16 protein-coding genes are annotated in these 22,150 nt (G+C 46.2%); 15 read left to right on the top strand and 1 reads right to left on the bottom strand.

Annotation, left to right across the window (positions count from 1 at the left end):
• The first annotated feature begins 163 nt into the window (after positions 1-163).
• The 15 genes from cls to ACESZH_RS13205 all read left to right on the top strand — a co-directional run bounded on the left by cls (position 164) and on the right by ACESZH_RS13205 (position 21,205).
• Positions 164-1,714: a cardiolipin synthase gene (gene cls / locus ACESZH_RS13275; RefSeq protein ID WP_373216752.1), complete on the top strand. Its 1,551-nt coding sequence runs from the start codon at positions 164-166 to the stop codon at positions 1,712-1,714.
• Between the two features lie 179 nt (positions 1,715-1,893).
• Positions 1,894-2,991 (top strand): helix-turn-helix domain-containing protein, encoded by a 1,098-nt coding sequence (locus tag ACESZH_RS13270; RefSeq protein WP_373216754.1) that lies wholly within the window; start codon positions 1,894-1,896, stop codon positions 2,989-2,991.
• A gap of 38 nt (positions 2,992-3,029) precedes the next feature.
• Positions 3,030-3,746: an ABC transporter ATP-binding protein gene (locus ACESZH_RS13265; protein ID WP_373216958.1), complete on the top strand. Its 717-nt coding sequence runs from the start codon at positions 3,030-3,032 to the stop codon at positions 3,744-3,746.
• Entirely contained in the window at positions 3,736-5,310 is a 1,575-nt protein-coding gene (locus tag ACESZH_RS13260) for a hypothetical protein (protein ID WP_373216755.1), read from the top strand. Before ACESZH_RS13265 ends, ACESZH_RS13260 begins: the two co-directional genes overlap by 11 nt.
• Positions 5,311-5,414: 104 nt before the next feature.
• Complete coding sequence (locus ACESZH_RS13255; RefSeq protein WP_373216756.1) at positions 5,415-6,089, top strand: response regulator transcription factor; 675 nt, start codon at positions 5,415-5,417, stop codon at positions 6,087-6,089.
• Positions 6,073-7,686 carry an ATP-binding protein gene (locus tag ACESZH_RS13250; RefSeq protein ID WP_373216758.1) on the top strand — a complete coding sequence of 538 codons (1,614 nt, stop codon included), beginning with the start codon at positions 6,073-6,075 and terminating at the stop codon, positions 7,684-7,686. The genes ACESZH_RS13255 and ACESZH_RS13250 overlap by 17 nt, the downstream gene beginning before the upstream one ends.
• Positions 7,687-7,790: 104 nt before the next feature.
• Positions 7,791-8,399: a hypothetical protein gene (locus ACESZH_RS13245; RefSeq protein ID WP_373216760.1), complete on the top strand. Its 609-nt coding sequence runs from the start codon at positions 7,791-7,793 to the stop codon at positions 8,397-8,399.
• A gap of 363 nt (positions 8,400-8,762) precedes the next feature.
• The gene (locus ACESZH_RS13240) at positions 8,763-9,431 is read left to right on the top strand and encodes a tyrosine-type recombinase/integrase (protein ID WP_373216762.1); all 669 of its coding nucleotides are present in this window, start codon (positions 8,763-8,765) and stop codon (positions 9,429-9,431) included.
• Between the two features lie 291 nt (positions 9,432-9,722).
• Entirely contained in the window at positions 9,723-10,010 is a 288-nt protein-coding gene (locus ACESZH_RS13235; RefSeq protein ID WP_373216763.1) for a DNA repair protein, read from the top strand.
• Positions 9,994-10,578 carry a signal peptidase I gene (gene lepB / locus ACESZH_RS13230; RefSeq protein ID WP_373216764.1) on the top strand — a complete coding sequence of 195 codons (585 nt, stop codon included), beginning with the start codon at positions 9,994-9,996 and terminating at the stop codon, positions 10,576-10,578. The genes ACESZH_RS13235 and lepB overlap by 17 nt, the downstream gene beginning before the upstream one ends.
• A 17-nt stretch (positions 10,579-10,595) precedes the next feature.
• A complete protein-coding gene (locus ACESZH_RS13225) occupies positions 10,596-17,432 on the top strand; it encodes a SpaA isopeptide-forming pilin-related protein (RefSeq protein WP_373216766.1) in 6,837 nt (2,278 codons plus the stop codon).
• Between the two features lie 48 nt (positions 17,433-17,480).
• A complete protein-coding gene (locus tag ACESZH_RS13220) occupies positions 17,481-19,007 on the top strand; it encodes an isopeptide-forming domain-containing fimbrial protein (RefSeq protein WP_373216767.1) in 1,527 nt (508 codons plus the stop codon).
• A 76-nt stretch (positions 19,008-19,083) separates the two neighbouring features.
• A complete protein-coding gene (locus ACESZH_RS13215) occupies positions 19,084-19,896 on the top strand; it encodes a class C sortase (protein ID WP_373216769.1) in 813 nt (270 codons plus the stop codon).
• A gap of 171 nt (positions 19,897-20,067) precedes the next feature.
• Positions 20,068-20,613, top strand: a complete 546-nt coding sequence (locus ACESZH_RS13210) for a pilin N-terminal domain-containing protein (protein WP_373216770.1) — start codon at positions 20,068-20,070, stop codon at positions 20,611-20,613.
• Positions 20,603-21,205: a sortase gene (locus ACESZH_RS13205; protein WP_373216772.1), complete on the top strand. Its 603-nt coding sequence runs from the start codon at positions 20,603-20,605 to the stop codon at positions 21,203-21,205. Before ACESZH_RS13210 ends, ACESZH_RS13205 begins: the two co-directional genes overlap by 11 nt.
• Before the next feature lie 78 nt (positions 21,206-21,283).
• Here the strand turns inward: ACESZH_RS13205 and ACESZH_RS13200 are convergent, their stop codons facing one another.
• Entirely contained in the window at positions 21,284-21,976 is a 693-nt protein-coding gene (locus ACESZH_RS13200) for an Rpn family recombination-promoting nuclease/putative transposase (protein ID WP_373216773.1), read from the bottom strand.
• Between the last annotated feature and the right edge of the window lie 174 nt (positions 21,977-22,150).

The following is a 22,150-nucleotide window of genomic DNA, read 5'->3' as shown; positions in this document are numbered from 1 at the left end:
AGCCCTTTAAATGGACTTATAAAGGTATACCTTTGACGGTTTGATATTGCTTAATTATTAATGCAATGCTGTACTAGTGGAGGTATGCTGAATACCGGGGAGCCATACCTGTGAATATAGGTAAGAAGGAATGGTTGTTTGAAGGAGAGGACTACGGACTGATATGTTGATACTGAAAAAAATTGCAAAGCTTCTGTTTAACCGGATTTTCTATGTGGCTTTCGCCCTTATGGTGCAGCTTGGCTGGCTGCTTGCCATTTTTTTGCGTCTGGCGGGTTATTCCAGGTACATTTCCTTTGGCCTGGATGTTTTAAGCATTCTGATCGTGTTGTGGATCGTAAATAAAAAGACGAATCCTTCTTATAAGCTGGCGTGGACGATGCTGATCCTCTGCCTGCCTATTTTCGGACTTGTTCTGTATCTGGTCTTCGGTCAGTCCAGAATTGCCACATACATGCAGGAACGCTTTACAGAAATCCTGGATCTTACAGGCGATTATCTGAAGGGCGATGAAATAACTCATGAAAAGCTTCGGGAAGAGGACAGTTCGGCCTGTATACAATCCGATTATATCTTTAAAAATTCCGGCTATCCGGTCCATGAAAATACGACTGCAGAATATTTTCAGGTAGGAGATGATATGTTTCCTGTCCTGGTAAAGGAGCTGGAACAGGCCCGGCATTATATTTTTATTGAATATTTTATTATTCACGATGGCGTAATGTGGCGGACCATCCTGGATATTCTGGAGAGAAAGGTAAAAGAGGGGCTGGATGTGCGCCTGATCTATGACGATGTGGGCTGTCTTACCACCCTTCCCCATAAATATTACGAGCAGCTTCGGCAAAAGGGCATCAAATGCGTGGTGTTTAATCCCTTCCGTCCCATCCTGAATGTGATCCAGAATAACCGGGATCACCGGAAATTCTGTATCATAGACGGGTATGTGGGATTTACCGGAGGCATTAATCTGGCGGATGAATATATCAACCAGAAGGAACGGTTCGGACACTGGAAGGATACGGCTGTTATGCTGAAGGGAGATGCTGTATGGAATATGACAGCTATGTTCCTTCATATGTGGAGCGTGGTAACAGGCAGCAAAGAGAGGGAGTCCTTTGACAATTTCCTTCCTCACAGGTTTCATCAGGAGGAATTCCGGAGTGACGGTTATATCCAGCCCTTCTGCGACTCTCCGCTGGATGATGAAACGGTAGGTGAAAATGTCTATCTGAACATTATCAACAGGGCAAAACGCTACGTATATATCTGTACGCCGTATCTGATCATTGACAATGAGATGATGACAGCGTTGTGCCTGGCAGCAAAAAGCGGCATTGATGTGCGTATTATGACACCGGGAATACCGGATAAAAAGATGGTATTTCTTCTCACCCAGTCTTACTACCAGCAGCTTCTGGAGGCAGGGGTGAAAATATACGAATACCAGCCGGGCTTTCTCCACGCAAAATCCTTTGTGTGTGATGATGAGATCGGTGTTGTGGGAACCATTAACCTGGATTACAGAAGCCTGTACCTGCATTTTGAGGATGGCGTCTGGATCTATAAAAACAGCGTGATCCATGATATTAAACAGGATTTTGTGGAAACCCTTGATTACTGCAATCCAATCAGCCTGGAATTCTGCCGCGGCAGAAACGCAGCAGTGAGGGCGATGCAGAATATTCTCAGGCTTTTTGCGCCAATGCTGTAATATAAGAAATTATGGGAGACGGATTTTGTTCCGTCTCTTTTTGTCAACAAGAAGTTGATTTTGTCTGCGAAAGTAGCAGGGAAATCCATTGCATACAGACGAAAAAGAGGGTAAACTTTTACTCATCAGGGGGACAACAGGAACATTCCTGCTGTCCCCATTATAGTGAGGAAGATTAAATGAAGGAATTAAATATCAGTAAGATCCTTTTGAACAAACGAAGAGAAAAAGGCGTAACACAGGATGATGTGGCAGAGTATATCGGTGTTTCCAAGGCGGCGGTGTCAAAATGGGAAAAAGGGATCAGCTACCCGGATATCACGTTTCTGCCGCAGTTAGCTACCTATTTTCACATTACGATTGACGAGCTGATGGGGTATGAGCCTCAGCTTCCGGAAAGAGAGATTCAGAAAAAATACAGGGTATTTTCGGCTATGTTTGCAGAAAAGCCTTTTTTTGAAGTTATGGATGAGGTAAGGGAGCTGATCCGTAAATACGATGCCTGTTATCCGCTGCTGTTTGCTATGGCACAGCTTTATCTGAATAATTTTGTGCTGCTGTCTTCGCAGGAAGAAAAACGTATGGTGCTTAGAGAAGGACAAGCTCTGTGCAGGAGAATTGCGGTGGAATGTCCGGATGCACTTTTGAAAAAGGATGCCCTGATCATGGAGGCTTTTCTATACATGCAGGATGGGCAGCCCAAAAAGGTTCTGGAGCTTCTTGGAACAAAGGTGCGCCCATCGCTCCCGGAGGATCAGTTTATTGCATGTGCGTATCAAATGCTGGGAGATTCACAAAAAGCAATGGAATATCTGCAGGTGACGTTATATACAGGTATTATAGAACAGATGGATTGCATGAGCATGTATTACAGCCTGGCATCAGAAGAAAAGAAGGAGGCATGTGCCCGGCGGGTGAAAAAATATATTGAAGCCTTTTCCATGGATAAGCTGGTACCTCATAAAATCGTAGGATTTTATTTTGCTGAGGCATTAAATGCCATAAAGCTGGGAAAGCCGGAGGAGGCTATAGCTTCTCTGGAACTGTATGTGAAGACTTTGGAACAACACCTCCCGGATTTTACCATACATGGAGACAGCTTCTTTTATGCAATTGATGACTGGCTTGGAGCAAACGGAATGAATCACCAGATGCCCAGGGATATGCGGCTGATCAAACAGGATTTGATAAAAAACGTTACGGAAAATACGGCGTTTCAGGATATAAAGGAAAACCAGAAATTCCGGGCGCTGGTAAAAAGGCTGGAAGCTATTTGACAATACCAAAAGGGAGGATGAAATAAATGAGTGACGCAATTCTTGAGATTCAAAACTTCAGCAAAACCTACGGAAACGGAAAAAGGGCGGTGGACCATGTGAACCTGTCTGTTTTTCCGGGGGAAATATACGCGTTTATCGGACACAACGGCGCAGGAAAGACTACAACTATCCGTGCCCTTACAGGGGTGATGGATTTTGAGGAAGGAGATATCCTGATTGACGGGCATTCCGTTAAAAAGGAGCCTGTAATCTGCAAATCCCGGATGGGATATATACCGGATAATCCGGAGCTGTATGAGTTTCTTACAGGAATGCAGTATCTGGATTACATGGCAGATATTTTCCAGGTAAATACTGCGGAAAGAAAGCAGCGGATAAAACGCTACGGAGACTTGCTGGGCATGACAGACAGCCTGGGGGATCTGATTGGAAACTATTCCCATGGTATGAAGCAGAAAACAGCCCTCATTGGAGCATTTCTGCATTGCCCTAAGCTTCTGGTGCTGGATGAGCCGTTTGTAGGGCTGGATCCGGAGGCAGCCTATCATATGAAAAATATGATGCGGGAGCTTTGCGGCCAGGGAGGCGCCATCTTTTTTTCCACACATGTTCTGGATGTGGCGGAAAAGCTGTGCCATAAGGTAGCGATCATCAACAACGGGCGGATCATTGCCGAAGGTACTATGGAAGAGGTAAAAGGAAACAGCAGTCTGGAAGAAGTATTCCTGGAGGTAATGGAGCATGAAAAATAAGGTGGGAGTTCTTATGAAGCTGCAGGTTATGCGTGTTTTCAATCCTGCTTCTTTGGTTAATAACCGGGACAACAGGAAACGGAAAAGAGTCATTCTGACCATTGCAGGGGCAATTGCGGTTTCCATGCTTTTGATGTTTTACAGTGCAATGATGGCTTATGGATATCTGAAAATCGGATATGGAAATGTGATCCCGATGCTCATGTTTGCCGTATGCTCCCTGTTTGTCCTGGCGTTTACCTTGTTTCGCGGAGGCGGAGCGCTTTTTGGCAGCCGGGATTTTGATCAGATCATGTCTTTGCCTGTAAAGACATGGCAGGTGGTTCTGGTGAAGGCAGCGTCTGTTTACCTGATCGGGCTGTATGGCTTTCTTGTGTTTTTTATGCCTGCAATGGTGATGTATATGATCTTTATGCCTGTATCGGCCGGGACACTGGCGTGGATGGTGGTTTTGACACTTTTGGGACCGTTGTTTCCCACTGTTCTGGCGCTGGCTTTAGGAACGGTGATCACAGCCCTGACAAGCAGGATCCCTCACAGACATCTTATTTCCATCCTGCTGTACCTTGCGGTCCTGGCAGGTATACTGGTATGGACAGGAAGGATCTCCGTTCAGGGTGAGGAAGCTCTGGCGGATTTCGGAGTGGCGGTCTCTGAAATGCTTGGCAGTATTTATCCGCCTGCATTATGGGCGACCGGTCCTTTTGCAGGGCATTTTCAGGCGGGATTTGGCTTTGTGCTGTTTTCAGTGGGAACGGCGTCTGTGTTTGTGGCAGCAGCTTCCCGGTACTATTTGAAGCTGAACAGTCTTATTGCGTCATTAAAAAGGGGACAACGCAAAAAGGCAGCGTCAGGAAAGCGAACGACTGCGTTTGCGGCACTGTTCCGAAAAGAGCTGAAACGTTTTACCAGCAGCACGGTTTATGCCCTGAATACTACGGTGGGCTGTCTGCTCATGGTGCTTGCGGGGATTGCCGTACTGTTCGCAGATACCGGAAGTATAGAGGCTGCCTTTGAGATTCCGGGGCTTTTGGGACACATAGAGCGCCTGCTTCCCTGGGCTTTAGGGCTTCCGGCTGCAATGTCCCCCACGACGGCGGCATCTCTGTCTCTGGAGGGACAGAACCGATGGGTTATGTGCTCCCTGCCTGTCACTCCTGCACAGATTTTCGGAGCGAAGATTACTTTGAATCTGGCAATTAACCTGCCCTGTATGCTGTTTGGCGCAATCTGCTTTTTTGTTAAATTCAGGCCGGGAATCCCGGAAACCTTGCTGTTGTTTGTGATTCCGTTTCTTTACAGTCTGTTTGCTGCAGTATTCGGAATGTATATCAATGTGAAATTTCCGGTCTATGACTGGACTCATGAGCAGCAGGCAGTAAAGAATTCCACGTCTGTTCTCGTAACTACCTTTTCCGGCATGGCAATGGGGCTGATCCCTCTTTTACTGACCATGCGTTTCCCTGAACTATCCGGACTGATTCCAGTGATCTGTGGTGGGATCGCTCTTGTGATTACGGCGGTTTGCTGGGAAAAATTGAAGAGAACAAGACTGTTTGTGTGATTTTTAGGAAAACTCCATACAAACTCCATATTCCTGTGTTATGATAAGCGTATCACATGTTCTGCCGGTGAAGTGGGGGAACAGACAGCTTAGGAGGCATACGTATGAACAGGATCCTGATCGTGGAGGATGAATTGGATATCCAGGAGCTTTTAAAAAATTATCTGGAAGCAGAAGGGTATGGAACGGTAACGGCTTCTGACGGAGTGGAGGGAATTTCCTTTTTTGAAACAGAAGGTCCCTTTGACCTGGTGCTTCTGGATGTGATGCTGCCAAAGATCGATGGCTTTGGCGTACTGGAAATGCTGCGTCGGAAATCCGATGTTCCGGTGCTTATGCTCACAGCTTTGGATGATGAATCCTTTCAGCTTAAGGGATATGACCTGGAGGCGGATGAGTATGTGACAAAGCCTTTTTCCATGCAGGTACTTTTGCGGAAGATAAAGGCTGTGCTCAGGCGGAGCGGAAGGGCTGTACCGGAAAGAGAAGAGCGCCTGGTGTACGGGAAGCTCACTCTTGATCTGGCGGGTTATCATGTATGGCAGGACGGGGAGGAGATCGTACTTACCCAAAAGGAATTTGAACTTTTAAGGGAATTTCTCATAAATCAGGGAAGAGTGCTTACAAGAGGCCAGCTTCTGGATGCAGTGTGGGGAATGGATTACTTCGGCGAGGAGCGGATCGTAGATACCCATATCAAAAACCTGCGAAAGAAGATCAGCGGGGATTTCATTGAAACGATCAGAGGGGTGGGATACAGAATTGATAAGATACATTAAAACAAAGCTTAGTTTGAAGATATTTCTCATTACCACCCTGCTTCTGATGGGAATTTCCGGAGCAACTTATGCGTTTGTGGCGAATTTTATGCCTGTGATCTATTCTGAGTCCCTGAACAGAACATTGGCGGAAAGAGCGGAAAAGCTTGCTGAATCCCTGGAAAGCTATACGCTGGAAGCCTCCTATTCTTTGCTGGGTGATTTCAGCAAAGTATATCAGTCCGGTTTGATCCTTCTTGATGCCCAGGGAGGGATTATCTATGCGGATTACGGGACGGCGGAGACTAGTGATGCGGAGCTTGGATACGATGAAGCGGTAAGTGAGAATACGGCAGTGCAGGGGCAGGCGGCATGGGAATTCGGCAGTGAAACCGATGCGTCTACGGAATCTGTCGACGATACGGTTTTTGAGGCAGAAGTGGGGCAAGCTTCAGAAGATATTACGGTTGTGGCGGAGGATGCGTCAGGGAGCTACGTGGAGGCGCAGCTTGAACAGCAGGCGATGGGTCGATATCCCGTTACGTTTAAAGGAAACGATAATGAGTACACTCTTTTTGTCTTCGGTTCCACAGAGCAGGTAAATCAGGCAATAGCGGCATTAAAAAGGATACTTCCATGGCTGCTGCTTACTATTTTTTGCGTTTCTGTTCTGGTATCCCTGTTTTATTCCGGATATCTCACAAAACCTGTTGTTTCTCTGAGCAAAACATCCAGTTTGATGGCGGAATTGGACTTTAGCACACCCTCTGCTTTAGACCGTTGGGATGAAATAGGAATTCTTTCAAGGAGCCTTGATACCCTGGCAGAAAAGCTTGACTGTGCCCTTACGGATTTGCAGAATGCCAATGCACAGCTAAAAAGTGATATGGAGCTTGAGCGGGCACAAGAGAGAAAGCGAATGGATTTTTTTGCGGCAGCTTCCCATGAACTGAAAACGCCTGTCACGATTTTGAAAGGCCAGCTTGAAGGAATGATCCAGGGTGTGGGTGTATATCGTGACCGGGATAAATATCTGCTCCGCGCCCGAGAGGTGACAGGAACTATGGAAACCATGGTGCAGGAAATCCTTACGGTTTCCAGAATGGAGTCACAGAATTTTTCTCTGCAGAAAAAGAACACGGACCTGGCGGAGCTGATAAGGATACAGCTTGCCGATTTAAATGAGCTGTTCGAAAAAAAGAACATGAACATGGAGATTAATCTGCCGGATGCTCTTAGACGGAATATAGATCCGGCTCTGATGACTACAGTGATCCGAAACCTTCTCACGAATGCTGTGCGCTATTCTCCGGAGAAAGCCAGGATTTCCGTAGGGCTTCATCAGGAGGGAACGGAGGCAGTCATGCGCGTGGAAAATTCAGGTGTATGGATACCGCGTGAAGATCTGTCTAAGGTTTTCGATGCGTTCTACCGTGTGGACACATCGCGGAATAGAAAAAGCGGCGGCAGTGGTCTTGGTCTTTACATTGTACGGGAAATCCTGGAGCAGCATGGCGCGGCATATGAAATCGAAAATACTGCCAGCGGGGTGCAGTTTACCGTTCGGCTGCCGGGGGATGACAGGGTAACATTGGGAAGCTCCACACAAAACACATAAAACTGACAAACGCATCACAAGAAAATGCTCTATTCTTGAACCATAGAAGCAAGCGGTTATAAAATCAGCCGCCTGAGGAAAGTAAAAGAAAGGAGCATTTTTTTATGAGAAAAAGCAATTGGTTCAGAAGACACGAGAAAGGGATTGTGACAGGATTTTTTGCAGCGGTGCTGACTGTTACAGGAGCAGCAGGATATCATATCCAGGACAGCTATGGATATACGTATTCCTATGATAAAAACGGTGTGACCTTTACGGAAATTGTGCCGGGTTCCTCGGAAGTAACGTGGGATACAGCAGAAACCTATGTCAGTGATGACAGTTCAAGGGAAGCCGTTGTGGAGGACCGGCAGGTAGACAGACAAAGGCGATATGATGTTGAGTATGGTTATGGATCACCGGAAACAGCAATTGCTATGGAAAGTGGCGATGATTGGTGGGACAGCGAAGAGAGTGATCTGTACGAATCGCTGGGAATGAAATGGGATAAAAAGGAGCACTACTGGACCTATAAGGATAAACCTGTAAGGATCATCTGGGTTGCGGACGGATGCTTTTCATCCTGGGGAAATACAGATAAGAAGGATTGCACTTATATTTTTATTTCAAAGAAGTACGGAGAGGGCAGCGTTACCTACCAGCTTGAGGAGCTGACTCTGGAGGAGCTGCAGCAGCTTTACACGAAAGAGCATCCGGGAAGCTGGATCGAGTGAAACGGGCAGCAGGAAAGCCATATATGACAGTTAGGACCTGGAATAAGGGATCAAAAACCTTATTCCAGGTTTTTGTAGTGTGCAATTACCGGAAAATATCTATATGTCACAGATTCCTTACGCCATAATAGAACAGAATAGGATTATTGTTTGCTGAAATTGCAGATACTGTAGCAAAAAGGAGGAATGACCATGGAAAGATATGTTTCGCAGGAACAACTTGCACAATTTCAAAACAGGCTTATGGAGGATGAAAAAAGCACTGCAACGATACAAAAATAACTACGTGACCTGAAAGCCTTTTTTACTTTTGCCAATACGGAAAGCATCAACAAGGATACAGCCATCCGGTATAAGCAATATTTGCAGGAGAACTATAAGCCCTCCAGTGTGAACTCCATGCTGGCTGCTGTCAACCGTTTTTTCAAAGAAATGGGGTGGTTTGAATGTATAGTAAAGCCTATGAAGATCCAGCGGCAGCCCTTCCGGTCCAGGGAGAGGGAGCTGTCAAAAGAAGAGTATTACCGCCTGCTGAAAGCAGCGAAGACGCAGAATAATATGCGGCTTTACCTTCTTATACAGACAATCTGCGCCACTGGCATCCGGGTCAGCGAGCTGCAGTTTATCACAGTGGAGGCGTTAAGGAGCAGTCGGGCGGTGGTTTCCCTGAAGGGCAAGACCCGATCCGTACTCCTTCCGGCTGCTCTGTGCCGGGAACTGAAGAGCTATGCAAAGCGTAGGGGGATAAAAACGGGAAGTGTCTTTGTCACACGCAGCGGACGGCCTGTGGACCGCAGTAATATCCTTCATAGTATGAAGGCATTGTGCGAAACAGCGGGTGTGGATCGGAATAAGGTATTCCCCCATAATCTTCGGCATCTGTTTGCCTGCCTGTACTATCAGGCGGAAAAGGATATCAGCCGTCTGGCAGACCTGCTGGGACATTCCAATATAAACACGACCCGGATATATACCTGTGTCAGCGGTGAGGAACAGACAAGACAGATTGAACGGCTTGGGTTGGTTCTATGACTGGGGAGAAAACCGCATAACATTCATTATGTGGTAAAAAAACAAAATATCTATAAAAAAATGATATACATAACAACGTAAGAATATCACTATTTTCTACAAAAATCAATAAAATAGAAAAGAAAAAAACATCAACAGCAGACCGAAGCGATCATACGGCAACCTCGGTCTGTTTGTTATGTCTTTTCATGTGTTTTCTGTCCTTTTTGTATGGCTTTTTATATAAATACAGTGGCTATACTCATTTCTTTTACCACATAATGAATGTTATGCGGTAGAAAAGGAGGCAGTGTGAATAAAGGAAATGTCACAGACCGTGAATTGAGAAAGCTGAGCCGTGCAGACCTGCTGGAGCTGCTTTTGGCGGAAAGCCGGGAGAACGAGATGCTCCGAGCTCAGTTGAAAGAGGCACAGGAAAAGCTTGCGAGCCGAGAGATCGAACTGCAAAATGCCGGCTCTATCGCAGAAGCCGCATTGCGTCTCAACGGTGTGTTTGAAGCTGCGGAGCAGGCCGCGCAACAATATCTGGAAAATATACGCCGTATTTCAGAGGGAAAGAGCCATGAAAAGGAAAGCTGAACTAAAAATGCCTACCACCAGCCAGTTGGAGGCTGAACTTAAACGGGAAAGGCATAAGCACCGATATCATTCCGTACTGCGCAGTACCATCTACATTTTGGTGGTGGTCGCTGCCGTTGCCATTCTTGTAGCCACATTATGGCTGCCGGTGTTACAGATATCCGGTAATTCCATGACTCCCACGATCCAGAACGGCGAGATCGTTTTTTCTGTAAAATACTCGGACATGGAGCCGGGAGATATCATTGCGTTTTACTATAATAATAAAATACTGGTCAAACGTGTCATTTGCGGTGCAGGCGACTGGGTGGACATCGATGAGGACGGCACAGTATATGTAAATGGAGATGAGTTAAAGGAGCCATATCTGACAGAAAAGGCACTGGGTGACTGTGATATTGAGCTGCCTTATCAGGTTCCGGATGGAAAAATCTTCGTTATGGGAGATCACCGTTCCACCTCAGTCGATTCCCGCAATACAGTCATAGGCTGTGTTGCACAGGAGCAGATCGTTGGCAGGATATCGTTCCGCGTTTGGCCATTAAACCGCTTTGGTGCTGTTCGTTAGAAGAAAGGAGGATTGCCGTGAAAAATCTGATTTCAAGGACAAAAGGATATGTGGCAGAGATACGCCGCCGCAGACTTTGGATGCGGATGGTGATGTGCCTTGCGTGTGTTGTAGTATTCTGTACCACATACGCGCTTATTTTACCTGCCATTACAATGGAAACTTCTGAATTTGAGCCGGATGGGCATGTCCATACAGACGAATGCTATCAGATCATAAAAACCGATGCAAAGACCGAACTGGTCTGCCCGCTGGAGATTCATACCCATACGGAGGATTGTTATGATGCGGAAAAAAAGCTGATCTGCGGCTATGCGGATTTCGTAGTACATACACATGACAGCTTATGCTACGATGCAGATGGAAATCTGGTCTGCACGCTTCCGGAGATTAAAGCGCATACTCATACAGAGGATTGCTGGTCTTTTGGAGATGGGAATGACACAGAGATGGGCCACATACATACGGATGCCTGTTACACGGTCAGTGACGGAGGATTGCTCTGCGGACTGGAGGAGAGCGCGGGCCACTCCCATGACGAAAACTGCTATATGGAAATGGACGAGCTTGTGTGTGGGCAGGAGGAATCAGAAGAGCATATCCACAATGAGAACTGCTATAAGACGGTGTCCCAGTTGATCTGCCCCTTTGAGGAATCGGAAGGACATCAGCATACGGATGCCTGTTATGGGCAGGGCAAAGCGCTTACCTGCGGATTGGAAGAGGGACATCCGGAAGTGACAGCATTTTTTTCTGATGCAGAAGCAGAGCCTGTCTGCGGTATGAAAGAGATCGTGCTCCATACACATTGTGATACCTGCTATAACGATGAAGGTGAGCGGATATGTGGCCAATTGGAAGTATTAGAACACCAGCATACGGAAGAATGCCTTCATATCACGGAGGCGTCTGAGGAAAGGATACTGGACTGCCCATACGCATCATCGGAACCGGAAAAAGACACAAATGGAGCGGATGGCAGCTCTGATAATGAAGCAACAGAGGACGTAGACGGAGCGGATGATAGCTCTGCTGATGAAGAGAAAGAGGATATAGACGGAGCCGATGACAGCTCTGCTGATGAAGAGAAAGAGGATATAGACGGAGCCGATGGAAGCCCTGAAGATGAAGAGAAAGAGGATATAGACAAAGCGGATGAGAACTCCGATGATATAGCGAAGAAAGATAATCGGTATTTTTTCGAGGGCGACACAGTTACAGCTGAGGTGATTTTGGAGAATCAGGATGAGCTTCCCGCAGACGCGGAGCTGACGGTTCGGGCTGTCACTGATGTGACCGAAGGTTATGATTATGAACTGCTCAAAGAGCAGACGGAGGAAGTTGTAGGCAGACAGGCAGCACAGATTGATTTCTACGATATCAGTTTTTATACACAGGATGGGGAATATATTCCGGTAACGGATAACGCCACTGTCACACTGCACTATAAGACCGGATTTCTGGCAGACGCGTACGAAGTAAATGTGCTCCACTACAAGGCGGATAATGATGAGCCGGAGCTGCTGGAAAGTGTAATGGGCGCAGATGATAACGGAATCAATGAACTGACTTTCCAGACAGAGGGCTTTTCCGTGTTCGCGATCATGACACTGGCGGAGGAGGAGACTGCGGAGCCGGCAGAGGAGGGAACCTTCACACTAAAATATAATGACTACACCATTACCTTTAAGCTGGTGGATTTCAATGGAAAGACCATTCCCGGAGACTATACACAGAATAACATCATTGCGCAGGGCGCTGCCAGATATATTTTCGGAAGTAATAGCAGCTCTACAGCAGAGTCCGGCACGGTTGTTTATAATGTTGCGCCTGCAGTGGATGGGTATACCTATATTGGCGCTACAAAAGTTAAAACGGACAATGGTTCGAAAATATGGGCTGAGCCGGTTTATTCTGCAGCGGTGGAAGGATATCCTGACGGCTATGGAACATTCAGCGGTTTTAGATTCTATACCAGTGAACCCCTGGCAAGTGATAAATACTTGTCCTGGAATGAAAAGGCTTATACGGTTACTCTGACCTACGCGAAAAATGCGGATAATTTGGATAATAAGACTTTCGCTATCATAAACAGGGCAAACGGTGATTATGCGCTGACGGCTTCCGAGGGCACTGTTAACAATGTGAAAGGTCTGGAATCCCAGGGGGCAGCAGTGGTGAAAAACGGCACTGGCTATCAGGTAACTGGCGATGTGACAAAATGGACGTTTCACAGGCAGGAAAACGGAACTTACATTATTTCCACCACTATCCAAACATTTGAAGGAGGGCAAGAGGAACAATACTTGCGCCTGTGTGAACAATCATATCAAGATTTAAATGACGGGAGAGGTTCTCTTACTTTAACGGAGGAGGTTAACAATGCTTCACCCATCACTGTCGTGGTGATGGAGGATGGCAGTGTGATAATGAAAAACGGCTTAAGCTGCATAAATCTGGACAATGGCTCGAAAAAGTTCTGGTGCTTTAATGGTGACGGCAGCTATTCCAGGTTTTACCTTTGCGACAGCACAGAGACCATTGATTTCTCCGGCTCGTGGGTTATTGTCAATAAAAAAGGTACCAATTCTACTGGTATTGCCATGCAGGGCAGTGGTATAGACGGCAATGAAAGCGCAAACCGCGCAGGTCTGTCTGTTACAGTGAGACAGGAGGCAAATGGTGCATACACGGTACTGAATAACGATGCCACGTTATGGCAATTTGAAAAACAGGAGAATGGGACATACTATATTTCTACAGTGACGGGAACCGATGCCACGGAAGAGAAAAAATATCTGACTATTGGCAAAAAGAATAATGATCCGGTTATCCTAAGTAATACTCCACAACCTATTACTGTAACCCCGGGAACTGGAAACTATTCCGGCATGGTTCGTCTGACTAACTCTGACGGAATGGCAGTAAATCTGTTTGACGGCAATGCGAATCAGGGATTCGGAAGCTGGAATGATTCAAAGGATAACGAGTGGCATACACTGTGCAGAAGAAATTATGACGTGGTGAGAACCACAGCCAACCATCCAAGTTCTGTCATCAACTTGTTTGATTACTGGGTTACTGAGAAGAATGATCCTGATAATAAGGCGTCTGATCTGAATGCAGGCATAAATAAGGGGCATAACCTGAAATTCATCTGTGAGCAAAAGGCTGGTGGATATAACGAGTGGACGGGAAATGCAGGCGTATACCAGAATATTGTGAACAAAACGCTGAGCGACGGCTACCCTGTCCTAGCAGTTGGCGGAGGGAAATCCTTAAATTATCTTTTTGACCCGAGAACAGAAAACGCGTTTAGAGAAAGTCATCGCAATGTCAGCGGGCTTCTCCAGGTGGATAGTCAGGGGTATTATTATTACAACAGTGCGGAAAATTTTGCAGAATACAACGAAGCTGTAAACAGCTTTACCCTATATGACACATGGGGAGTCACTAAGAGCGGAACGAGTCCGGATGGACAGTTCTTCCCCTTTAACTCCATGGATGAGGTGGTAAACGTATCCTCCAAGAATAGTAAGATCAATCACTATCTTGGGCTTACGCTCACGACCCGTTTTGTACAGCAGTACGGCGGACATACCACATCAAGCCGTTCCGCGGATACAGTTTTTAACTTCGCAGGCGACGATGATGTGTGGATTTTTATTGATGATGTATTGGTGGCGGATTTGGGAGGTATTCATGACCGGTCCAGTGTTTCCATCGATTTTGCCACTGGTGAAGTAATAATTAATGCCAACACCGCTTATGAAAAAGTCACGACCTTAAAAGACCAGTTTGACGCTGCGCAAGCAGCGGGTGAATGGAACGGCAATACCTTTTCCGATAATACCTATCACACTCTGAAGTTCTTCTATTTGGAACGGGGCAACACGGACTCAAATCTCTATTTGCAGTACAATCTGACAGAGATTCCGCTTACTGCCATCTATAAAGTGAATCAGTACGGTGTTTCTGTAGAGGGTGCAAAGTTTGCTGTTTATAAGGCTGATGAAAACTATAATTATGATGCTGAAAGTAAGCCGGAATATGAAGGCGTGACAGATGCAAAGGGTGAAATGGTTTTTAAAGATGACGATGGAATGCCTTATTCTCTGAGTGAGTTGAAGAGAATGTTTGGGAATCATTTTGTATTAAAGGAAACGGAAGCGCCTGAGAATTACAGCATTGTTTCTGATGAAATACATCTGTACATAGAAAACGGACTGCTTCTGTGTGAAAATACATACGACTCAGGTGTGTGGGCATCCTCAAACCTGCAGGTGGCGGCACCCGGTACTCTGAAAAATGTAAAGGGGGAAGATATCCCCTACTATGACCTGGGAAGCAATTCAGACAGCAACGGCACTTTGTTTGCAGTGGTGCTCAAGTATATGGGAAACGGAACTGAGGGGCTTACGAAACAGTCCAATTGGTCGCCGTTATACGGAAGCGACCAGAAGGGATACACAGTTGTCGATCCGGGAGGAGATTTTATTGGGACGGCAATAGAGGTGGCAAAGCTGGCAAGCTATTACGGGAATGTGTGCTTCTCACTTTCCGCCAGCGGCGCGATGCAGCTTGAAATGAAGAACTTGCCCGGAGATGTCCGGAATTATTACTATATGCTGGATAACGATCATAAAGGCAATACACAGTACACCATTGCCTACTATTGGACTTCGGCAAACAGCCTGGACGGGGCAAACAGTCAAAATACTATTCGAGTGGAAGCCGATGACGTAACTTATCCCTTCGACCGTGTATTTGGTGCAACCATTGAAGTGCCGAATCTCATTAATCGGCTTTTTGCCCAAAAGCTTAATGAGGACGGCGAGATGGTCAATGGTGCGAAATTTGCACTGTATGAGGTTAAGGAGAAAGAGGAGAAAAAAGGGGAAATTTACTACAAAGCTACGGATAACAAAACTTTAATTCAACTGCAGCAGGATACGGACGGAGATAACAGAGGGAAGGCTGTATTGGAAAACGACACTGCTGAGTATGTTTATGTCGTGGATTCCGATACAGGAGTGATCACTGTGAGCAGTGCGGCGAATGATGGAGGAACCACGAGGTTTTATACGATCAATCCATATGAAATTGCCACTACACTGGATGCCGGCTCTGCCCTTAACCCATCTCATGAGGATGGAACCGCCACATTTAGCGGGATCCATAACGGTACATATTATATGCGGGAGATAGCGGTCCCTACGGGATACCTGCTAAATCCCACAGAGGTCATGGTACTGGTGGCGGAGGACGCCGTTTATGCAAATGCAGGTACCGAGGAGGACGGCATAACGGTTGCCCGCGGTCCCGGCTACCTGGTAACGACTATGAGTAAATTTGCCTCTGATGGTGACATTGATAATACTTTAAGGTGGGTATACGAGAGAATGCGTATTTCCAACCCAGATGCCATCTCGACTTTCTCAGCATATGAAAACAAGGATTGGAAAACCTGGAATTATCTGAAGGAAAATGATACCGGAGAAACAGTCCCCAATACCGAGTCAGGGAAAGCCCTCACGACTTACCTGGAATATGCTCCGGATAGCAGCAACGCATTTTTTAACTATACAATAAATGTGAACAGATATACGGACGTCAGATCGGTCAGACGCAGACTTTATACTACGGCAGGCTGGACTTATTACGAGCTGTACCAGGATTATGATTATGGGGTGAGAGCCAGCGGAAACGCCAATTATACAAAACTGGTAAATGATGACGGTTCGCCCCAGGAAATTGCCCATCTGTTCTCAAGATCCACCTATATCAGAGTGACAGACAAGAAGATGGAGGGTGATCTCGAAATCAGCAAAATCGTAAAGAATGCATCGGTTGACAGCGGAGACAGCTATAGATTTAAAGTAGTTCTGGAAAATGCAGGAGGTACGCCGCTGACAGGTTCTTATTCCTATAAGATTTACAGCATAACAGCGGATACCGCTGATGATGGAACGACTAGCATATCAAAGGGTGCTCCAGTAACAGATGAGGATGGGAATGCAATTTCCGGGACGGTTCAAAGCGGTGATTCTATAAGTCTGAAGGCTCATCAGATTGTCGTGATTGAAAACCTTCCAGCCGGAACAAGATATACCATCACGGAAGAAGCGGGAGACCAAGCAGATTATATTATCTCAGCAGTCCGTGACCGGGGAAAGGTTTCCGTTGGGGCTGGCACTGGCAATATGACATTTGCTCAAAATGAGGTTAAGGGTACTCTGTATTGGAAGGTAGATGAAAATGGAGATGTGGACACTACCTCTACTGTGGATTATACAAACACTTATCTCTCAGACCTGACGATCCATAAAGTGGACAGCACGAACCGTAATGTCAGCCTTTCCGGAGCGAAGTTTGTGCTCTATAAAATGGATTCTGCTAATGAAAATTGGTACTACTCCTATACAGAGGATTCACCAGATGGAAGCAGCTCAAACACTGGTGAGACAAGCTGGAATAAACTGTCAGACGGAAAAACCGAAGAGGATTATGGACTGACTACGGACAGCTACGGAAAGTTCAGTCTTTATCAAATCGAAGACGGTACGTATTTTCTCAAGGAACTGTCGGCTCCTGCTGGTTATTATCCGCTTACAAGTCCGATCACTGTTACCGTGAAAGATGGTAAGCTGGTCGAAAAGGATTACGGCAACACGGGAATCACAATTAGTGGTAATTCCTTGATTCTGACGATTCCCAACAGCTCAGGCTACGAGTTGCCTTCTACAGGTGGTTCAGGTACTTTGTTGTATACAATTTGCGGAATTGCCTTAATGGCAGGCCCACTGATGTATATATTTCATCGGCGCAGAAAGGGGGAATGTGATGCCCTCTGATTATTGCTCGTGAAACTATTAAAATTAAAAGAAAGGAAAGAAAAGTACATGAAAAATATTAAAAGATTCATATGTGTTTTACTTGCCTTGGTCATGGCTTTCGCTATGGCGATTCCGACGTTTGCGGAGCAGGAAGGAACGTTGTCAGAAGGTTCTATTACCATCAATGACGCAGTCCCGGGTCAGACTTACAATGTTTATCAGATTTTGTATCTGGAGAGTTACGATGCGGCAAACAACGCATATGCCTATAAGGCAAACAATGCATGGAAAGAATGGCTGAAAACTCAGACATCATATGTCAAGATTGATGAACAGGGTTATGTGACATGGGTTGGAGATGCTGACGCTGCAGATTTTGCAAAAGCAGCGCAGGCTCATGCGGCTGATAGTAATATAACTCCTGACAAGACTGAGACTGCATCTGCTGCTGAAGAGGGTAAAACATATTCTAGTGTTTCCTTTAAGAATCTGAAGCTGGGATATTATTTGGTTGATACAACTTTGGGTACTTTGTGCTCTCTGGGCACGACTAATCCAAACGTAGTGATGGAAGAGAAGAATGAAGTTCCTGTTAACGTGAAAACGGTTGAGGAGGATTCTACTGGACAGTACAGCGAAAAAAATGACGCTGATATCGGACAAACAGTAACTTTCAAGAGCACAATCACCGCTCAGGCTGGAGCCGAAAACTATGTATTTCACGATAAGATGTCTCCTGGTTTGACTTTCAATGGTACAGTGTCTGTAACTTTGAATAGAGTTAATGTGGGGGCTGACTCCTACAAGTTACAAAAAGATGGGCTTGAAAATGTTGATCCTTGTAGCTTCCATGTTGTTTTCACGCAGGATTTCTGCGATGGATTGAAAGATAATGACGAGATTGTGATTTCTTACTCTGCTATACTTAACGAGAATGCTGTGGTTGCAGGTGATGGAAACACGAACATGAGTAAGGTGAGCTACGGCGATACGACTAATACCCAGACTACACCGCCAAGCGAAACCAAGACTTATACTTGGGGTGTGGATATTTACAAGTACACTGTGACCAGTAATAATGAAACCACACCTGGTGAAGGCTCTGGAACAGAAGTTTCTACTCCAACGCCTGAGCCCACACCACTGGCAGGTGCTAAATTTACGCTGAGCAAGAAGACGGATGGCACCGATCCGATAGCGCTGATAGCTAAAGGGAATAATGCGTACCGTGTTGCTACGAGTGATGAGAAGAAGGATGGGTTGTTTGTTAAGGTTACGGAAATCACAACAGATGCTACTGGTAAATTCACCATTGAGGGATTAGACTCTGATACCTACTACCTGACCGAAATAGAAGCTCCCAATGGTTATAATAAGCTGGCTGGCCCAATTACTGTTGTAATTGACGAAAACGGAGTCACCAAAATTGAGAATGAAAAAGTAGATGAGGTTAAGGTTCTGAACCGGACCGGGCTTGAACTTCCCTCCACTGGTGGTATCGGTACAACCATATTCTACATCATTGGCGGAATACTGGTGGTTGGAGCCGGGGTTCTGCTCGTAGCAAAACGCCGCATGAAGAGTGAAGAATAACCATTTTACAAATTACAAAACCAATTATCGGGGCGGCAAATAGCCGCCCCGGATACAACAGCAAGGAGAACCCTATATGCGAAAGAGCCTTTCTACTATAATTTTAATACTGGTATTCCTTGTAGGCTTGTCTTTGCTGCTGTATCCTACGGTCAGCGACTATTGGAATTCTCTGCATCAGTCACGTGCCATTGCTGAATACGCTGAGCAAGTGGCGGTACTGGATAACGATGCTTACGGGGAGCTTTGGCAGGCTGCCCGGAGCTATAATGAGACTTTGCTGGAAAAGCCCAATCGCTTTATACTTACCGAGGAGGAGCAGAAGGAGTCGCTTCTGAATATCACAGAAAATGGCATCATCGGCTACATTGAAATTCCGTCGATCGACTGCTCCCTGCCTATATATCACGGTACGGAAGAAGCAGTCTTGCAGATTGCGGTAGGGCACATCGAGGGAAGCTCCCTGCCAACCGGAGGAACTGGTACCCACTGTGTTATTTCCGGCCATCGTGGTCTGCCCAGCGCCAAGCTGTTTACGGATTTAGATAAGCTGAGTAATGGTGATACCTTTGTGCTCAGTGTGTTGGATGAGACCCTGACCTATGAGGTGGATCAGACACTTATCGTGGAGCCGGACGAGCTGTCAGCTCTGGAGATCGACCCGGAGCAGGATTATTGTACATTAGTCACCTGCACCCCTTACGGAATCAACACTCATCGGCTGCTTGTGCGTGGACACAGGGTAGAAAACCAGGCAGAGTCACAGAGCATCCGGGTTACGGCAGACGCGATCCAGATAGAGCCAGTCGTGGTGGCACCTCTGGTAGCTATTCCGTTATTGTTATTGCTGCTGATTGCTTTGCTGGTGGCTACCCGAAAGAAAAAATAGGAGGAAAACTGTATGTTGAGGCAAAGACGCCTGTTTACAATTTTTACGGCATTACTGTTGCTGTGCACTTTCTGCCTTACTGCATATGCGTATCCGGCACTGGATCTGTCGCGGAAAGGCAGTATAAAAATTACTATGCCATATGGTAAAACAGTTGAAGAGGGTGGCTCAATGGCATTATACCGGGTAGGCAACGTGCGGGAGAGCAATGGAAACTATGACTTTATGTTGACCGGAGATTTCGCAGACTGCGGCATCAGCCTGCAAGATATCCAGTCCGCTGAGCTGGCAAAAAAACTGTCGGATTATGCTGCGAAATCAAAGCTGAAAGGTAACACGCAAAAGATAGCCGGGGATGGTACGGTTGAGTTCAAAGAGTTGGAGCCGGGGCTGTATCTGTTGGTGCAGACGAAAGCCGCTGAAGGCTATAACAATGCTATGCCCTTCCTTGTGAGCTTACCCATGCTGGAAAAGAATGAGTATGTTTATGATGTCCAGGCTGACCCGAAGGTAGAACTGACATCCCCTACGGTGACGACGAAGCCGGATAGGGAATTGACGCCTACGGTGGCTCCGGAACCTGGTTCATCGGATACGAAGCTGCCTCAGACAGGACAATTAAACTGGCCGATTCCCGTACTTGCGGTACTGGGGCTGGGGATGTTTTCTGTGGGCTGGTTATTGAGATATGGAAAAAGGAACGACGATGAGAAATAAAATCGGTACATTTTGTATGGTTATGGGGACGGTGCTGGTGCTTGCTGCACTGTCCCTTTATGTTGGAAATCAGAGGGAGGCAGAACAGGCGGAGCGCGCTGTGGATGAAATAATGCCGCAGCTGCACGAATTGTTGGAGATACCTGCGTTGGAGATACCTACATCTGGGATCCCCAATCCTTTTGATCCAGCTATGACTGAGGTAGAGATTGACGGCTATTATTATATTGGGTATCTGTCAGTACCATCGCTTGGTTTGGAGCTGCCTGTTATGTCAGAGTGGGATTACACCCGGCTGAAAATCGCACCCTGCCGATATGCAGGCTCTACAAAAACAGATGATCTTGTGATTGCGGCCCATAATTATGCCAGACACTTTGGAACATTGACCCAGCTCTCAGTGGGAGATACAGTACTTTTTACGGATATGGACAATGTAGTTTCCCGTTACGAGGTGGCGGAGCTGGAAACGTTAGAGCCTACAGCAATTGAAAGTATGACTGCCGGAGAATATGACCTCACCCTGTTCACCTGCACCTATGGCGGCAAGAGCCGGGTTACCGTCCGTTGTGACCGTGTAGATGCTTTGTAGATTTTATAAATGCAGCATCAAAGATCAAAAAATCGGGACTGTCACATCTCTTTCAAAATGTGCAGTCCCGTTGCTATATTATCCCTTTTTTAACTTTTCTATTTCACGCTTCACGCGTTCCAGTTCTTTTTCCGCAGCGTCAGCGCGTTTGCGTTCCCGTTCTGTGTTTGCCTGTTCTTCCTCACGCCCCTGTTTAATCCCCTGTTTTACCAGCATTTCTTCGCGTTCAAATATCTTCATATAACCCAGCGACACCTCCTCGTCCTGCTTTACCAATTCCACCATCCGGTGGATGCTGCGCAGGGTCTCATTCACTGCATTTTCTTGTCTGGTGTCCTCCATGTAGTGCAGAAACTGGCGCAATTCTTTACTGGGATTTCCTTTGGTGCCTTTTGTGTAGAGATAGATAGTCCTGGAACCGTCATCGTATGGCATGTCCGGTTCCTCCTCGCATTTTCTGCGGATCGTGTATACCATGCGATCCCGGTCAAAAGGGTCGAAGGGAGTGATCATGATGACAACCACATTTTTAAGAGAATTGTATTTTTCTCCTGATCTCAGGCTTTTGGCATCAATTTTTGCATGGTAGAACCTGACACGCTTAGGCAATGCCGCCTTACTTTCCACGTCATCATTCTGATCCGGCTCCACATCATAGGCTGTATTGATTCTGTCCAGAATTTCTTCCTCCAGATAAACATCACTTCCAGTTTTCGTTTCATAGATATATTTCTCCTTTCGCGCTGCGGATAGCAGAAATATATCTTTCATGGATTGCTTCCCGCCGTTCTGCTAACCGCCATATTATTTTCTACATATGGGGATTAACAACCGAACGGTTTAGAAGTGTTCCCAGATGTGTGATTTCATTGTAGCAGACCGGACATTAGGTGTCAATTGCTTTTAGAACAATAAGTTCATTATGATTTGCAACTGAAATATTGG

Source organism: Ruminococcus sp. 5_1_39BFAA, from assembly GCF_964240875.1.
Classification (GTDB): Bacteria; Bacillota; Clostridia; order Lachnospirales; family Lachnospiraceae; genus Blautia_A.
The sequence above is the reverse complement of the archived record's forward strand: the minus strand, read 5'-3'. Positions and strand labels throughout refer to the sequence as shown.

Coding starts and splice junctions, on each gene's coding strand:
- ACESZH_RS13220 (WP_373216767.1), top strand. CDS start 17,481: ATGAAAAATATTAAAAGATTCATATGTGTTTTACTTGCCTTGGTCATG.
- ACESZH_RS13210 (WP_373216770.1), top strand. CDS start 20,068: ATGGCATTATACCGGGTAGGCAACGTGCGGGAGAGCAATGGAAACTAT.
- ACESZH_RS13260 (WP_373216755.1), top strand. CDS start 3,736: ATGAAAAATAAGGTGGGAGTTCTTATGAAGCTGCAGGTTATGCGTGTT.
- ACESZH_RS13205 (WP_373216772.1), top strand. CDS start 20,603: ATGAGAAATAAAATCGGTACATTTTGTATGGTTATGGGGACGGTGCTG.
- ACESZH_RS13245 (WP_373216760.1), top strand. CDS start 7,791: ATGAGAAAAAGCAATTGGTTCAGAAGACACGAGAAAGGGATTGTGACA.
- ACESZH_RS13215 (WP_373216769.1), top strand. CDS start 19,084: ATGCGAAAGAGCCTTTCTACTATAATTTTAATACTGGTATTCCTTGTA.
- ACESZH_RS13200 (WP_373216773.1), bottom strand. CDS start 21,976: ATGAAAGATATATTTCTGCTATCCGCAGCGCGAAAGGAGAAATATATC.
- lepB (WP_373216764.1), top strand. CDS start 9,994: ATGAAAAGGAAAGCTGAACTAAAAATGCCTACCACCAGCCAGTTGGAG.
- ACESZH_RS13270 (WP_373216754.1), top strand. CDS start 1,894: ATGAAGGAATTAAATATCAGTAAGATCCTTTTGAACAAACGAAGAGAA.
- ACESZH_RS13255 (WP_373216756.1), top strand. CDS start 5,415: ATGAACAGGATCCTGATCGTGGAGGATGAATTGGATATCCAGGAGCTT.
- cls (WP_373216752.1), top strand. CDS start 164: ATGTTGATACTGAAAAAAATTGCAAAGCTTCTGTTTAACCGGATTTTC.